Genomic DNA, 15,531 nt, shown 5'->3' on the forward strand with positions numbered 1-15,531 from the left:
TACTTGTCGCCACAGGAGGCATCATGCAACGACGCACGTTCCTCAGGGGCACCGCGGTGGCAGCACTCGCCGCTGTGCCCCTCAGCACCTCGATGTCGGTCGACGCTTCGGCGGCCGACACACCGGTCAGCACCCTGGCCGCACTCCAGAGCGCGATCAACAGCGCCGCACCCGGCGACCGGATCATCATGGCCGACGGCACATACACCGTCCCGTCGGGGGGTGCGATCAACGTCTCCGGCAAGAACGGCACCAGCGCCGCGCCGATCACCATCGTGTCCAAGACCCGCGGCGGCGTGGTGCTCAAGGGCGAGCGCAGCTTCGTCTTCGCCGATTCGAGCAACATCACCGTCAGTGGCTTCGCCTTCCGGCAGAGCACCACGATGGAGATCCCGGCGAACTGTTCGTCGATCCGGCTGACCCGCAACGACTTCCAGCACGCGGACGCCGGCGACCCGTACTGGCTCGTCGTGCGGGCGAACGACACGAAGATCGACCGGAACCACTTCCACGACAAGACCACCACCGGCATCTTCCTCGTCGTCGACGGCCCCGGCTCGACCGACATGGCCCAGAACATCCACATCTTCCGGAACTACTTCTCCGACCACTCCTTCGCCGGGGACAACGGCGGTGAGTCGATCCGCCTCGGCGTCAGCGGGCGGGCGCTGTCCGCCGCCCACGCGGTCGTGGAGTACAACCTGTTCGAGCGTGCCAACGGCGACCCCGAGGCCATCTCGGTGAAGTCCTCCGACAACATCATCCGGTACAACACCATCCGCAACAGCCGCGGCGGGATCGTGCTCCGCCACGGCAACCGCTCCCGGGTGGAGAGCAACTACCTGATCGGTGGAGAGGAGGGAGTGCGGCTCTACGGCAACGACCATCTGATCGTCAACAACTACCTCGCTGGACTCTCGAAGCGGGCCCTGGTCGTCGGCAGCGGCACCACCCGCGACCACAACTCGGGCGAGACGCAGGACGAGCGGCGGGGCAACGACGCCTGCGACCGCGCGGTGATCGTGCACAACACCCTGTTCGGAAACTCCAGCATGCTCTCGGGCGAGAGCCGGGCGTACGAGCCCCGGGACGTGGTCATCGCCGACAACCTGCTCGTCGGTGACTCGGGAAGCCTGGTCGCGATGGGGACGACCACCGACTTCACCTGGCAGAGCAACATCCTGTGGGGTGCGGCGTCCAACGGCAACATCCCGTCCGGTGGTTACACCCGTGTGGACCCGAAACTGGTGACGGGCACGGACGGTGTGGCCCGGCTGTCCGCCGGCAGCCCGGCGATCGGCGCGGCCACGCTGCCCGACCCGGGCGTGACCGACGACATCGACGGCGATTCGCGGGGCAGCACGCGCGACATCGGCGCCGACGAGTACGCGACCGCGGCCGCGCTCCGTCGCCCCCTCACGACCGCGGACGTGGGCCCGAACGCATCGTGAGAACTCACCGCTGATCCGGTCCGCCCGCCCGCTCGCCCGGGCGGGCGGACCGAAACCGCCCGGCACGGGCGGAGGAAGAGCCGCCGCAGGACGGCCGGAGGAAGGAAACGCCGTGACAGGCAGGGAGAGCCAGGACCGCGAGGAGCGGGGGCGCGGCACGGTGGACGGCGCTCCGGGCGGTCCACCGGCCGGGCCGGGTACGCCCGTGATCAGGCCGGGGCTGTGCTCGGTCACCTTCCGGCGGCTGCCCGCGCCCGAACTCGCACGCCGCGCCGCCGACGCGGGCCTGGAGGCGGTCGAGTGGGGAGCGGACGTGCACGCGCCGCCGGGGGACCCTGACGCCGTCCGCGTGGCCCGCGAGGCCTCGGACGGACACGGGCTCACCTGCTGCTCGTACGGTTCATACTTCCGCGCCACACCGGACGAGGCCGCCGGGTTCCCCGCGATCGCCCGCGCCGCGGTGCTCCTCGGGGCGCCGCGGGTGCGGGTCTGGGCGGGCGGAGCCGGCTCGCGGGACGCCACACCCGAGGAGCGGAGCGGGACCGTCGCCCGCCTGCGGGAGGCGGCCCGGACCGCCGCCGACCACGGGCTGGAGCTCGCGCTGGAGTTCCACTCGAAGACCCTCACCGACACTGTCGAATCGACCGTCCGACTGCTGGACGAGGTGGGCGCGGACAACCTCCGTACCTACTGGCAGCCACCGCAGGACGCTCCCGACGAGGAGGCACTGGCGGGCCTCACCGCGCTGGTCGACCGGGTCAGCGCGGTGCACGTCTTCTCCTGGTGGCCGGGCAACCACCGACTTCGGCTGGAAGACCGCGAGGCCCTGTGGGCCCGGGTCTTCGGCCTCCTGGACGAACGGCGCGTCCCCATGGACGCGCTCCTGGAGTTCGTGCCCGGCGACGACCCGGCCGTGCTCTCTCGCGAGGCCGGTACGCTGCGGCGCGTCGCGGCTCAGCGCTGAGCGGCGCCCCTACCGACACCCGACATCAGGACGGCACACATGCACATCAAGGAAACCGGCACACTCCTCTTCGTCGGTGACTCCATCACCGACGCGGGCCGCGACCGCGGTGACTCCGCGTCGCTCGGCGGCGGCTACGTCAACGAGATCGCCCGGACCCTGCGTGCCAGGGCGGGCGACGGACCCGTCCCCGCTGTCATCAACCGGGGCATCAGCGGCAACCGCGTGTACGATCTCGAAGCCCGCTGGACCACCGACGTCATCGACCACCGGCCCGACGTGGTCACCGTCAAGATCGGCATCAACGACACCTGGCGGCTCTACGACAGCCAACTCGCCAGCCCCGTCGACAGGTTCGAGGCATGCCTGGACGGCCTCCTCGCGGACACCGTGCGGAAGCTGTCCGCTCGACTGGTCGTCATCACCCCCTTCCTGCTTCCGGTCACCCCGGATCAGGAAAGCTGGTTCGAGGACCTGACGCCCCGTACCGAAGCGGTCCTGCGCGCCGCGGCGGCCAACGGAGCCACGGTGGTCCGCGCGGACCTCGCACTGCGCCGCGCCGCGGAGACGAAGGAAGCCGCGGAGCTGGCCCGGGACGGGGTCCATCCGACCCCCCTCGGCCACCGGATCATCGCCGACGCCTGGCTCGCCGCCGTGGACTCGCGCCTGTTCGGGGAGTAGCAGGGGGAGGTCCACCTGAACATCGATGCGGCAGGCCGTGTTCCGGCGTGCGCGGTGTGACCAGGAGCATCCGGGCGGCCGCGATGCCGCGCCGGCCGAATTCCGGGGACGGCCGGGTGCGACGGCAGGGCCCGGCCGGGACACGCGGGCATCGGCGCGGTTCACCCGCGGCTGCGCGGATCCGGGTCGTACGGTGGCGCGGCCCCACGAAGCGGCGTGAGGCGGGTCACTTTCCGTCGTGATCAGGGCATGGTTCTTCGGACCCGGGGCAGGCGGCCAGCTCGCCGGGGTGTGACCGGCGCGCAGAGCGAACCGGAACCGAAGGGCCAAATACGACGTGTCGGCAGCACAGCAGACCATCCACGTGGGCGGGGAGTGGCGTTCGGCCGTCTCCGGTGCCACGCGCGAGATCATCGACCCCGCCGACGCAGACGTCTTCGCCGTGGTGTCAGAGGGCGGCGTCACCGACACCGATGACGCCGTCGCCGCGGCGCGGGCCGCCTTCGACGACGGCTCCTGGCCGCGTACACCCGTTGCGGAGCGGGCCGCGCTGCTGCGCCGCGTCGCGGCACTGCTGGAGCGGGACCGGGAGAGGATCGGCGTCCTGGAGAGCCAGGACGCGGGCAAGACCCTCGAAGAGGGGCGCGTCGACGTGGACTGTGTGCGCGACGCCTTCGTCTACTTCGCCGACCTCGTCATGAACGAGAGCGGCGGACGCGTCGTCGACGCGGGGTCCGACGAGATCCACAGCGTCGTCGTCCACGAGCCGGTGGGCGTGTGCGCGCTCATCACCCCATGGAACTATCCACTGCTCCAGGCAAGTTGGAAGATCGCCCCGGCGCTCGCCGCCGGTAACACCTTCGTGGTCAAGCCCAGTGAGATCACCCCGCTCACCACGGTCGCGCTGATCGGACTCCTGATGGAGGCCGGACTGCCCCAGGGCGTCGCCAACATCGTCACCGGTGCCGGTGACACCGTCGGCGCCCGTCTCGCCGAACACCCGGACGTCGATCTCGTGTCGTTCACCGGCGGTCTGGCCAGTGGTACGAAGGTGGCCCGCGCCGCCGCCGACACCGTCAAGAAGGTCGCCCTCGAACTCGGCGGGAAGAACCCCAACATCGTCTTCGCCGACGTCTGCGCCACCGACGCGGGCTTCGACACCGCCGTCGACCAGGCGCTCAACGCCGCCTTCATCCACAGCGGCCAGGTCTGTTCCGCCGGTTCCCGCCTCATCGTCGAGGAGCCGCTGCGCGAGCGTTTCGTCGCCGAACTCGCCCGCCGCGCCGGGAGGATCCGCCTCGGCCGCGGCACCGACCCGGGCGTCGAGTGCGGGCCGCTCGTCTCCGCACAACAGCTCGCGAAGACCGAGGACTTCGTCGCATCCGCCCTCGCGGAGGGCGCCGTGCTCCGGGCAGGTGGCTCACGGCCCGAGGGACCCGGCTACTTCTACCGCCCCACCGTCCTCGACCGGTGCGACCGCCGGATGCGCGTCGTCCGCGAGGAGGTCTTCGGCCCCGTGCTGACCGTAGAGACCTTCCGCACCGAGGACGAGGCCGTCACCCTCGCCAACGACACCGAGTACGGGCTCGCGGGCGCCGTGTGGACCGCCGACGCGGGCCGCGCCCGGCGCGTCGCGGGACGGTTGCGCCACGGCACCGTCTGGATCAACGACTTCCACCCCTACCTCCCGCAGGCCGAATGGGGTGGCTTCGGGAAGTCCGGCATCGGCCGCGAACTGGGCCCCACCGGACTCGCCGAGTACCGCGAGGCCAAGCACATCTACCAGAACCTCGCTCCGCGCCCCGTGCGCTGGTTCGCGGGCTGAGACGCGGGCGACAGACGCCACGCACATGCCGCACGTGACGCGAGGCGCACGGGCATGGGACGCGACAGACGCGACAGACGCGACGGACACCAGGCGGGCAACCGGTGCGATCCGGCGAACAGGCGCACCCCGCACGATCGAAGCAACGCACGCAACCGAAGCAACCGCGCCCAACGGAGCAGAGGGAAACGAGCACATGACCGAGAACCACGTCTACGACTACGTCTACGACTACGTCGTCATCGGCGGCGGCACCGCCGGATCGGTGATCGCCTCCCGGCTCACCGAGAACCCGGACACCACCGTCGCCGTCATCGAGGGCGGCCCCACCGATGTCGGACGGGACGACGTCCTCACCCTGCGCCGCTGGATGGGCCTCCTCGGCGGTGAACTGGACTACGACTACCCGACGACCGAGCAGCCGCGCGGCAACTCGCACATCCGCCACAGCCGCGCCCGGGTGCTCGGCGGCTGTTCGTCCCACAACACCCTCATCGCCTTCAAGCCCCTGCCGGCCGACTGGGACGAGTGGGCCGACGCGGGCGCCGAGGGATGGGACGCGGCGTCGATGGACCCGTACTTCGCCAGGCTCCGCAACAACATCGTTCCCGTCGGCGAGGCCGACCGGAACGCCATCGCCCGCGACTTCGTCGACGCCGCACAGGCCGCGCTGGGCGTGCCGCGCGTCGAGGGTTTCAACAAGCGGCCGTTCCACGAGGGCGTCGGTTTCTTCGACCTCGCCTACCACCCGGAGAACAACAAGCGCTCCTCGGCCTCCGTGGCGTATCTGCACCCGTTCCTGGACCGGCCCAACCTCCATATCGCCCTGGAGACCTGGGCGTTCGGACTTGAGCTGGAAGGGACCAGGGCCACCGGTGTGCGGGTGCGCACCGAGGACGGCGCGGAACACCTCGTACGGGCCCGGCGCGAGGTGCTGGTGTGCGCGGGCGCCGTGGACACGCCCCGGCTGCTGCTGCACTCCGGCATCGGGCCCCGCGCCGATCTGGAGAAGCTGGGCATCCCCGTCGTGCACGACCTGCCGGGCGTCGGCGAGAACCTCCTCGACCACCCCGAGTCGGTCATCGTCTGGGAGACCGACGGGCCGATTCCGGAGAACTCCGCGATGGACAGCGACGCGGGTCTGTTCGTACGCAGGGACCCGGAGGCCGACGGGCCGGACCTGATGTTCCACTTCTACCAGATCCCGTTCACCGACAACCCCGAACGGCTGGGCTATCGGCGGCCGCCGCACGGAGTGTCGATGACCCCCAACATCCCCAAGCCGCGCAGTCGCGGACGCCTGTATCTGACCAGCGCCGACCCCGAGGTCAAGCCCGCCCTCGACTTCCGGTACTTCACCGACGAGGACGACTACGACGGCCGCACCCTCGTCGACGGCATCCGCATCGCCCGCCGCATCGCGGCCCAGGAACCGCTCGCCGGCTGGCTCGGGCGCGAGGTCTGTCCGGGGCCGGAGCTCACCTCCGACGAGGAGCTCGGCGAGTACGCGCGCAAGGTCGCGCACACCGTCTACCACCCGGCCGGGACCTGCCGGATGGGCGCCGCTGACGACGAACTCGCCGTGGTGTCACCCGATCTGAGGATCCGTGGCCTGGACGGCATCCGGATCGCCGACGCCTCCGTCTTCCCGACGATGACGACCGTCAATCCGATGATCGGCGTGCTGATGATCGGGGAGAAATGCGTGGACCTGCTGGGAGGCAACGCCTGATGACCACCGAGCCGCCCGTCCTGTCCGGGCAGTCCGTTCCTTCCGGGCCGCCCGTGTTCTCCGTACGCGAGCTGTGGAAGGTCTTCGGCCCGAAGGCCGGCCGCGTGCCGGCGGATCCGGATCTCGCCGCGCTCGGCACGGCCGCCCTGCGTGAACGAACCGGCTGTACCGCTGCCGTGCGCGATGTCTCGTTCGACGTCCGCAAGGGGGAGGTCTTCGTCGTCATGGGTCTGTCCGGCTCCGGGAAGTCGACGCTGGTGCGCTGCCTGACCCGGCTGATCGAGCCCACCTCAGGCTCGATCGCGATCGACGGCGAGGACGTGCTGTCGATGGACGCCTCCCGGCTGCGCCGGCTGCGCCGCCACCGGGCCGCGATGGTCTTCCAGCACTTCGGGCTGCTGCCGCACCGGACGGTCCTGGACAACGTCGCGTACGGACTGGAGATCCAGGGAGTAGCGCGCGCCGAACGGCGGGAACGGGCAGCGGAGTTCGTCACCAAGGTCGGCCTCGAAGGCATGGAGCACCGCCGGCCCGCCCAGCTCTCCGGCGGCCAGCAACAACGGGTCGGGCTGGCCCGGGCCCTGGCCGTGGACCCCGAAGTGCTGCTGTTCGACGAGCCGTTCAGCGCACTGGACCCATTGATCAGACGCGACATGCAGGAGGAAGTCGTACGGCTGCACGGCGAGGAGGGCCGCACGATGGTCTTCATCACGCACGACCTCGGGGAGGCGCTGAAACTCGGCGACCGGATCGCGCTGATGCGGGACGGCCGGATCGTGCAGCTCGGCACACCCGAGGAGATCGTGGGCGCGCCCGCGGACGACTACGTACGCGACTTCGTCCGCGACGTGCCGCGCGAACAGGTCATGACCGTGCGCTCGGCGATGCGCCCGGCCGGGACCGCCGAGACGGACAACGGGCCGGCGCTGGCTCCCGACGCGACGGTCCACGAGGCCATCGAGGCCGTCGTCCGCAGCGGCGGGACCGCCCGCGTCGTCGAGGACGGCCACTGCCTGGGCGTGGTCGGCCACGCGGACCTGCTCGGCGTGGTCGCGGGAATCGCCCCGCGGAAGGAGGCGGCCTGATGCCCGCGCACACCACCTGGGGCCCGCCGGGCCCGCGCCCCGCGCGCGCGGCCGCGACCGCGCGTGCGGCGGACACGACGGGGAGGCGGACCCGATGAGCACCACCGCCACCCCCGCCGGGACCGGCGCACCGCTGACCGCCGTCGTCGCCCGGCACCGCAGCGCACTCGTCGCGGGCACGGCCCTCGTCGCGCTCCTCCTGGGCGCCGTACTCCTGGACGGCGGCGGCTGGCCCGCACGCCTCGGCGTCGACCTGTCCGGGCCGCTCGGCGACGCCAGCGACTGGATCATCGACAACCGGGACAGCCACCCGCTCTTCCTGTACTTCTTCGGCCACATCAGCAACGCCGTGGTGCTCTCCGTGCGCGCCGTCTACCTGGTGCTCCTCGCCGCAGGCTGGGCGGGGGTCACGGCCGGGGCCGGCCTCGTCGCCTGGCGCCTCGCAGGCCTCCGCCCTGCGCTCACCGCCGTCGCCGCGTTCGCCGTGTGCGGGCTGCTCGGCATGTGGGTCCCCACCATGCAGACCCTCGCGCTGATGGCCGTCGCCGTGGCCGCGTCCGTGCTGCTCGGCGCGGCGCTCGGGCTCGCCGCCGGACTCTCCGACCGTGTGCACCGGTCACTGCGCCCGGTGCTCGACACCATGCAGGTGCTGCCCGCCTTCGCGTATCTGCTCCCGGTCGTGCTGGTCTTCGGCATCGGCGTGCCGGCCGCGGTGCTCGCCACCGTCGTCTACGCGGCCCCGCCCATGGCCCGGCTGACCGCGCTCGGCCTGCGCGGCGCGGACGCCGGGGTGATGGAGGCCGCCGCCTCGCTCGGCGCGACCGGCCGGCAGCGGCTGCTGACCGCCCGGCTCCCGCTGGCCCGCAAGGAACTCCTGCTCGGCGTCAACCAGTCGATCATGATGGCGCTCTCGATGGCCGTGATCGCGTCCGTGATCGGCGCGGGCGGTCTCGGTGACCGGGTGTACCAGGCCCTCGCCTCCGTCGATGTGGGTGCGGCGCTCGCCGCCGGTGTGCCGGTCGTCCTGCTCGCCGTCGTCCTCGACCGTGTCACCGGCGCGGCGGGGGAGCGGATCGGTGCCGGGCCCGCCCGGGGCACCGGCCTCGGCCGGGCCGTCGCGGCGGCCGGCACGGTCGCCGCCGCGCTCGTCGGCCGCCTCACCGGACGGCTGTCGTGGCCGGACGCCTGGACGGTGGACATCGCGGATTCGGTCAACCGCGCCGTCGACTGGATGACCGCGCACCTGTACTCCGGGATCCCCGTGATCGGCGGCACCGCCGACTGGGCCGCCCGCTTCACCACCTGGGTCCTCGACCCGGTGCGCGACGGCCTGCAATGGCTGCCGTGGTGGGCCGTACTGGTCCTGGTGGGGCTCGTCGCGCAGCTCATCGGCACCTGGCGCACCGCGCTGACCGCCGTGCTCGCGATGGCCGCGATCGGGGTGCTCGGGGTGTGGGACCCGGCGCTGGACACCCTCTCGCAGGTGCTGGCCGCGGTCGCCGTCACACTCCTCGCCGGAGTCGCCACCGGTGTCACCGCGGCCCGCATCCCCCGTCTGGAGCGGCTGTTGCGGCCCGTGCTCGACGTCTTCCAGACGATGCCGCAGTTCGTGTACCTCATCCCGGTGGTCGCGCTGTTCGGTGTCGGCCGGGCACCCGCCACCGCCGCGGCCGTGGTGTACGCGCTGCCCGCCGTCGTCCGCATCACCACACAGGGCATGCGTGCCGTGGACCCGGTCGCGCTGGAGTCGTCCCGCTCGCTCGGGGCGACAGGCTGGCAGCAGCTGCGACAGGTCCAACTCCCCCTGGCACGACCGGCGTTGCTGCTGGCCGTCAATCAGGGTGTGGTCCTCGTCCTCGCCGTCGTCATCATCGGAGGCCTGGTCGGCGGCGGTGCGCTCGGCTACGAGGTGGTGTTCGGGCTGGCCCAGGGCGACCTGGCGACCGGTCTCGTCGCGGGCGCGGCGATCGTATGCCTCGGGCTGATGCTGGACCGGGTCACACAGCCCGCCGGGAGGGAGAGCCGGAATGCGTAGACGCACCATCGCCGCCGCCACCGCGTTCGGGCTGCTGGCCCTGACGGGCTGCGGTGCCGCGGACATGACCAAGCAGTCGTCCCCGTACGCCGACGCGCACGGCGCGAGGACCGTGACCCTCTCCGTCCAGTCGTGGGTGGGCGCGCAGGCCAACACGGCCGTCGCCGGATACCTGCTGGAGCACGAGTTGGGATACCGCGTCGACACCGTCCAGATCGACGAGGTCCCGGCCTGGGACGCGCTCAGCCAGGGCCGCGTCGACGCGATCCTGGAGGACTGGGGCCACCCGGAGCAGGAACAGCGGTACGTCGCCGACAAGAAGACCATCGCGCCGGGCGGCGAACTCGGGGTGACCGGCCACATCGGCTGGTTCGTACCGAAGTACTTCGCCGAGGCCAATCCGGACGTGACGGACTGGAAGAACCTCGACAAGTACGCCGGCCGGCTCCGCACCGCGGAGAGCGGCGGCAAGGGCCAGCTCCTGGACGGCTCGCCCTCCTACGTCACCAACGACAAGGCACTGGTGCGGAATCTGGACCTGGACTACCAGGTGGTGTTCTCCGGCTCCGAGGCGGCGCAGATCACGCAGATCAAGCAGTTCGCCAAGGAGAAGAAGCCGTTCCTCACCTACTGGTACAAGCCGCAGTGGCTGTTCGAGCAGGTCCCGATGACGGAGGTGAAGCTGCCCGCGTACACGGAGGGTTGCGACGCCGACCCGGAGAAGGTGGCGTGCGCGTACCCGCACACTCCGCTGCGGAAGTTCCTCAACGCCCGGTTCGCGGACGGGGGCGGCGGGGCCGCCGAGTTCCTGAAGAAGTTCCGCTGGACGACACGGGCACAGAACGAGGTGGCGCTGATGATTGCCGATCAGAAGCTGTCGCCCGAGGAAGCCGCGCAACGGTGGGTGAGGAGGAACGAGTCCGTCTGGCGGGCGTGGCTGCCCCGCTGAGCACCGGGTTCCGGGCACCCGGACGGATGCCGGGCCGGTCGTCGGCCCGGCATCCGCCCAACGGCGCGTCGGGCCCGATGCCCGGATCAGGTGCTGGTGTGCAGCGGAACCGTCAGCTGCTTGAGCCAGGTTCCGGTGGTGAAGTCACGGGCCTTGATGACGACGGAGTGGGGACCGACCTCGACCTGGAGCCCCTGGTTGAACGCATCGCCGAGGGAGACCTCGCCGCCCTTGCCGTCGTCCATCCAGCCCACCTGGACGGCCGAGGTGTTCACCACGGTGAACCCTTCGAGGTTGCCGGTGCCCGGGACGACCCGGCGCACCACCCAGTCGGACAGGTTGAGGTCCCAGTGGGTGTGCCCGGAGAAGAGGAACACGTCCTTGTGGCGGCCCAGGACCGACAGCAGCCGGTCGGGCTGGAGGTAGTCGTTGAGGTAGAGCTTGTTGTGCGTGCCCGACACCGTGTTGGGCAGCGGGTGGTGGGTCAGCACCATGACGGGCCTGCGGCGGCGCGCCCAGTACGCGAGCCGGTCCTCCAGCCACGTGAACTGCTCGTCGCTGATCCACACCTCGTCCCACAGCTTCGCGTCGTGGTAGTGGGAGTAGCGCTCGGTGCCCAGGCTGAGCACGGGGATGCTGCCGAACGACGTCTCCGCGTACACCTTGTTGCGCTCCGCGAAGCTGTAGAAGCTGCGGAAGAGGGAGTCCTCGGTGGTGCCGTTGGGCCAGGTCGCCTGGGCGAGCGTGTTGGGGTCGCTGTACTTCGGAACGTAGAACTCGTGGTTGCCGATGGCCCACGCGATGTTCTTGGGGTGCGGGTGCCGGCCGAGGGTCTGACGGACCGCCGCGTACTCGAAGTCGTAGCCGCGAGGTGTGATGTCGCCGGCTATACCGAGGCCGGCGCTGTCGGGGTTGATGCGGTGCAGATCGTCCAGGGCCTTGCCGAAGTCGGCGAGATCGCCCTGGATGTCACTGATGATGTTGAACCGAACCGTCCGGCCCCTGTCGGGCCGGTGCTCGGCGGCCTCGGCCGCCGGCGCCGTGAGCCCCGCGCCGGCGGCGAGCGCACCGCCCACCAGCGACGCGGTGCCTGTGGTGGCCATGAACGATCTGCGATCCATCGGTACTTCCTTCGTCTGTGCGCCCCCGTGCGAATGGGACGCGGGGAGTGTCGCCGCTCAGGATGGCCCGATGGGATACCGCGGATGGCCGTGGCCTGAACTGTCCGGCCCGGCGATGGTCAGCCCTTGACGGGCCTCAGTCAAGATCCTCCGGCGATGGAGTCATTCCGTGCGGTACGCGTCGACGACGGTCTGGGTGAGGGTGCGTCCGCCGGTGTCGGTCAGTTCCGCGCGCAGCGAGACGCCGGTGCCCGCGCCGGGGTTGTGGACGATGACGGCGCCGCGCTCGACCGGCACCCGGGTCCACGAGGAGCCGCCGTCCACGGAGACCGACACGGCCAGCGAGCGGACGTTCCCGTTCGCGGCGGCGCCCTGCACGGCGACCGGGACACGGAGCGCCGCGCCGGCCGCGGCGGTGCCGGTGGGGCTGAGCGAGGGGGAGAACCGAACGGCGCTCACCGGGACCGGGGCCGGACCGGTGGTCGTTGCCGAGGCGAAGGTCCACGAAGCGGTCACACGGGTGGCGGCGCCGGGCGCACCGGTGCGCTTCACCGTGCTGGTGAGCCGGTACGCCGCCTGCCCGGGCGGCACGGTGAAGTCGGCCCGCCCGGGCGCACCGGCCTGCGTGCCCACGAGCACGCCGTCGCGGTGCAGTGTGGTCGAGGCAGTGGCGTACGGCGGCGACGACGGCACATGGCCGCCGCCGTCCATGAGCAGTGGAACGTCCAGGGTCAGCCTGTCGCCGTCGCGCACGACGGCGGGGCGGCCGGTGAGGCCGGGGCCGAAGACGGCGTTGTCGAAGACGTGGGTGGTGGTGCTTCCGGCCCGCACCACGATGTCCTCCGCGGAGTAGCGGTTCGTCGCCGCGCCGGGTGCGCGGGGAGCCATGTAGGTGATGTCCCAGGCGCCGCGTTCGGGGGTTACGAGATAGGTGGCGGTGCCGGGAGTGACCAGGGCCCGGGAGGCCCCGACGGTCAGTCCGGTACTCGGCTGGAGGTCGACGGAGCCGGTTCCCGCGGTGCCCGGCCGGGCACCGCCGAGGACCTTCACGGTGGCGAGGTCCTCGGCGCAGGGGTGCCGGGTGAGCCCGGTGAGGGCGCGGGTGCCGGTGAAGATGTACCCGAGCCCGTAGTCGGCGCCCGCGGACGTCCAGTACGCGTCGAACCACTGCTTCACCGATCCGGCCTCGGCGTCGGGGCCCAGGTGGGCGACGCGGAGATTCGCCGTGGAGGAGATCAGGTTGACGAGCCGTTCGGCGCCCTGGTGCCCGACCTCGACGACCATCGCGCTGTGCAGGAAGCGCGCCGAGGGATCGGGCGGCCGCACGTCGACGGGGGCGGTGGTCCGCGCGTCGACGGTGACGGTGGTGTCGCGGTCCAGGTCCAGACGCGGCTGAACGATCCAGTCCGTGCCGCCCGCGCCGTCGCCGGAGGTCAGCGAACTGCTCAGCAGATAACGGCCCTTGGGCAGGCGAACGGTGACGGTGCCGGAGGCGTCGTACGGCTGGACGGCCTCGTCGGCACCCGCACCGGAGATCCCCGTCACGGTGGTCTCGTACGTACCCGTCGGCCGGCCGGTGCGGTCGAGGTGCTTGATCGTGAGGGTGTAGGTCTGCGGTTCCGCGGCGAAAGCGGCGGTGTCCAGAGCGGGCGTCGCGCTGCCGACCACGGCCACGGCGACAGCCATGGTCCGCAGCACACTGCGGCGGGGCAGGGAGGAATTGTTCATGACCTGCACTGCTCCGCCGGGGCGCGGAGTTCCCGTGAGCCGTGTCACACCGGACGAGACGTCACGGATCCGGGGCAGCGCGTGTGGTGCACGTCACGGGAACCTGCGCAACGGACGTGGCAGAGCAGAGTGTGGAATCACTCATGAGGAATCGCTTCCGCCGCGGGGACCGCAGCGCCTTGGGAGAGCTGTACGACGAGCACTCCCAGGTGCTGTACCGCTATGCCCTTCGCGTGACCGGCGACTGGGCGGAGGCCGAGGACGTCGTCTCGGCGACCTTCCTGGAGGCCTGGCGCAGCCGGGAGAAGCTGCACCCCGAGGGGGACAGCCTGCGCCCCTGGCTGCTGGGCATCGCCACCAACATCATGCGCCGCAGCGCACGCTCACGCCGGCTCCGGGACATCGCACTCGCCCGCGTCCCGGAACGCGGCTCCGTGCCGGACTTCGTCGACGACCTCGTCACACACCTCGCGAATTCCGAGCAACTGCTCGCGGCCCACACCGCGCTTGCCCGGCTGCGCCGCCACGACCGGGAGGTCTTCACCCTCGTGGTGTGGGAGGGCCTGGAGTACGCGGCCGCCGCCGAGGCACTCGGCGTACCGGTCGGCACCGTCCGCTCGCGTCTGTCCCGCGCCCGCACCCGACTGCGTGAACTCGCCGACGCCGAGGCCCGGTCCGCACGTGCGCGCTCCCGGCGGTCCGAAGCCGGTCGCCCGGCCACGGAGGCGGGCGGCGAAGCCGGTGCCACCCCCGACAAGCCCGCACCGGGCCGCATCCCCGCGGCCCGCTCGTTTCGCCAGGAGAACCACGGATGAACGCCACCCCGCGGCACCCCACGGACCACCCGTCCGAGGAGAACGAACGCCTCGCCCTCACCGGTCTGCTGCCCCCGCCGCAGGTCCCCGGTCTGACTCCCGACCGTGAACTGCTGCTGAAGCGGGCACTGCTGGCCGAGGCCGCCGGCCCGGCCCGCCGCCCCGCGCGCCCGCGCCGACCATTGCTCCGGGTCCTGGCACCGGTCGTCGTCTGCGCCCTGGTGGCCGGCGTCGTCGTGGTGGTGAACCTCCCGGACGCGCCCCGACGGGGCCCCGCCACGGTCGCGGGCGGCGGCGCCTCCCGTGCGACCGAAGCGACACGCCTCCTCGACCGCATCGCACTCGCCGCCGCCACCGAGCAGCGGACGGCGGTCCGTGCCGATCAGTTCGTGTACATCGAGAGCAAGGTCGCCTACGCGGCGCAGAGCGCCGGGGGAGGCCCCGTGACGATGCCTCCCGTGCACACACGGCAGGTGTGGCTCTCCGCCGACGGCAGCCGCCCCGGCCTGCTGCGCGAGGCGGGCGAGCCCGACACCCGGCTCGGCGCCGACGGACCGGTCGGCACGGTCGACGGCCCGGGGGCAACGCCCCGTCCCGGCACCCTGCACGCTTCGGGCCCGTCGGTCGGCAACCCCACCCACACCTACGTCGCGACCCTGCCCACCGACCCCGACGCCCTGCTGGAACTGATCCGGGACGAGACCCGGGGACAGGGCCAGGACCCGGACCAGCGGGCGTTCACCGCGATCGGTGACCTGCTGGCCGAGACCTGGGCACCACCGAGGGTCGGCGCCGCGCTCTACCGGGCCGCCGCGAAGATCCCCGGGGTCACGGTCGTCCGCGCCGCCGGCGACGCCGCGGGACGCGAAGGCGTCGCCGTCGCCCGTACGGCACAGGGGCGGCAGACGCAGTGGGTCTTCGACCGGACCACGTACGCGTTCCTCGGGGAACGCACGGTCCTCGCCGAAGCCGGTGACGCCGGTCCGGCCGGAACCGTCCTCGGCACCTCCGCGGTCCTCACCGCGGCCGCCGTCGACCGCGCGGGCGAGACACCCTAGCGGTCGAGCGCCAGGGACCCCGAGGCCCGGCCGGCCGACCGGTGCGGCCGGCCGGCCGGAAGGGACGGCGTACGGAATCCGGCCGTC

At 71.9% G+C, this 15,531-nt stretch carries 12 protein-coding genes; 10 read left to right on the forward strand and 2 right to left on the reverse strand.

The features are described 5' to 3' along the window. The first annotated feature begins 23 nt into the window (after positions 1-23). The 8 genes from ACWCPY_RS05755 (at position 24) to ACWCPY_RS05790 (ending at position 10,722) form a co-directional block, all read left to right on the forward strand. A complete protein-coding gene (locus ACWCPY_RS05755) occupies positions 24-1,451 on the forward strand; it encodes a chondroitinase-B domain-containing protein (RefSeq protein WP_451263061.1) in 1,428 nt (475 codons plus the stop codon). A 112-nt stretch (positions 1,452-1,563) separates the two neighbouring features. After that, a complete protein-coding gene (locus ACWCPY_RS05760) occupies positions 1,564-2,415 on the forward strand; it encodes a sugar phosphate isomerase/epimerase family protein (protein WP_451263062.1) in 852 nt (283 codons plus the stop codon). 39 nt (positions 2,416-2,454) lie between these two features. After that, complete coding sequence (locus ACWCPY_RS05765) at positions 2,455-3,096, forward strand: SGNH/GDSL hydrolase family protein (protein ID WP_451263063.1); 642 nt, start codon at positions 2,455-2,457, stop codon at positions 3,094-3,096. A gap of 337 nt (positions 3,097-3,433) precedes the next feature. Next, complete coding sequence (locus ACWCPY_RS05770) at positions 3,434-4,921, forward strand: aldehyde dehydrogenase family protein (RefSeq protein WP_451263064.1); 1,488 nt, start codon at positions 3,434-3,436, stop codon at positions 4,919-4,921. A 196-nt stretch (positions 4,922-5,117) separates the two neighbouring features. After that, complete coding sequence (locus ACWCPY_RS05775; protein ID WP_451263065.1) at positions 5,118-6,653, forward strand: GMC family oxidoreductase; 1,536 nt, start codon at positions 5,118-5,120, stop codon at positions 6,651-6,653. Continuing rightward, on the forward strand, positions 6,653-7,738 hold the full coding sequence (locus ACWCPY_RS05780; RefSeq protein WP_451263066.1) for a quaternary amine ABC transporter ATP-binding protein: 1,086 nt from the start codon (positions 6,653-6,655) through the stop codon (positions 7,736-7,738). The genes ACWCPY_RS05775 and ACWCPY_RS05780 overlap by 1 nt, the downstream gene beginning before the upstream one ends. Positions 7,739-7,832: 94 nt before the next feature. Further along, positions 7,833-9,773, forward strand: coding sequence for an ABC transporter permease (locus tag ACWCPY_RS05785; RefSeq protein WP_451263067.1), 1,941 nt, complete (start codon positions 7,833-7,835; stop codon positions 9,771-9,773). After that, positions 9,766-10,722, forward strand: a complete 957-nt coding sequence (locus ACWCPY_RS05790; RefSeq protein WP_451263068.1) for an ABC transporter substrate-binding protein — start codon at positions 9,766-9,768, stop codon at positions 10,720-10,722. Before ACWCPY_RS05785 ends, ACWCPY_RS05790 begins: the two co-directional genes overlap by 8 nt. Before the next feature lie 86 nt (positions 10,723-10,808). On the opposite strand, the gene ACWCPY_RS05795 is transcribed toward ACWCPY_RS05790, so the two are convergent. Next, positions 10,809-11,843, reverse strand: coding sequence for a metallophosphoesterase family protein (locus ACWCPY_RS05795; RefSeq protein WP_451263070.1), 1,035 nt, complete (start codon positions 11,841-11,843; stop codon positions 10,809-10,811). A gap of 162 nt (positions 11,844-12,005) precedes the next feature. Continuing rightward, a complete protein-coding gene (locus ACWCPY_RS05800; protein ID WP_451263071.1) occupies positions 12,006-13,571 on the reverse strand; it encodes a serine protease in 1,566 nt (521 codons plus the stop codon). A gap of 143 nt (positions 13,572-13,714) precedes the next feature. On the opposite strand from ACWCPY_RS05800, the gene ACWCPY_RS05805 reads away from it, so the two are divergent. Both ACWCPY_RS05805 and ACWCPY_RS05810 read left to right on the forward strand, forming a co-directional pair. Further along, entirely contained in the window at positions 13,715-14,386 is a 672-nt protein-coding gene (locus ACWCPY_RS05805; RefSeq protein ID WP_451263072.1) for an RNA polymerase sigma factor, read from the forward strand. Further along, positions 14,383-15,444: a CU044_5270 family protein gene (locus ACWCPY_RS05810; protein ID WP_451263073.1), complete on the forward strand. Its 1,062-nt coding sequence runs from the start codon at positions 14,383-14,385 to the stop codon at positions 15,442-15,444. Before ACWCPY_RS05805 ends, ACWCPY_RS05810 begins: the two co-directional genes overlap by 4 nt. Positions 15,445-15,531: the final 87 nt, after the last annotated feature.

Source organism: Streptomyces sp. NPDC002403 (genome assembly GCF_053593015.1).

Coding starts and splice junctions, on each gene's coding strand:
- ACWCPY_RS05755 (WP_451263061.1), top strand. CDS start 24: ATGCAACGACGCACGTTCCTCAGGGGCACCGCGGTGGCAGCACTCGCC.
- ACWCPY_RS05765 (WP_451263063.1), top strand. CDS start 2,455: ATGCACATCAAGGAAACCGGCACACTCCTCTTCGTCGGTGACTCCATC.
- ACWCPY_RS05775 (WP_451263065.1), top strand. CDS start 5,118: ATGACCGAGAACCACGTCTACGACTACGTCTACGACTACGTCGTCATC.
- ACWCPY_RS05780 (WP_451263066.1), top strand. CDS start 6,653: ATGACCACCGAGCCGCCCGTCCTGTCCGGGCAGTCCGTTCCTTCCGGG.
- ACWCPY_RS05785 (WP_451263067.1), top strand. CDS start 7,833: ATGAGCACCACCGCCACCCCCGCCGGGACCGGCGCACCGCTGACCGCC.
- ACWCPY_RS05790 (WP_451263068.1), top strand. CDS start 9,766: ATGCGTAGACGCACCATCGCCGCCGCCACCGCGTTCGGGCTGCTGGCC.
- ACWCPY_RS05795 (WP_451263070.1), bottom strand. CDS start 11,843: ATGGATCGCAGATCGTTCATGGCCACCACAGGCACCGCGTCGCTGGTG.
- ACWCPY_RS05800 (WP_451263071.1), bottom strand. CDS start 13,571: ATGAACAATTCCTCCCTGCCCCGCCGCAGTGTGCTGCGGACCATGGCT.
- ACWCPY_RS05805 (WP_451263072.1), top strand. CDS start 13,715: ATGAGGAATCGCTTCCGCCGCGGGGACCGCAGCGCCTTGGGAGAGCTG.
- ACWCPY_RS05810 (WP_451263073.1), top strand. CDS start 14,383: ATGAACGCCACCCCGCGGCACCCCACGGACCACCCGTCCGAGGAGAAC.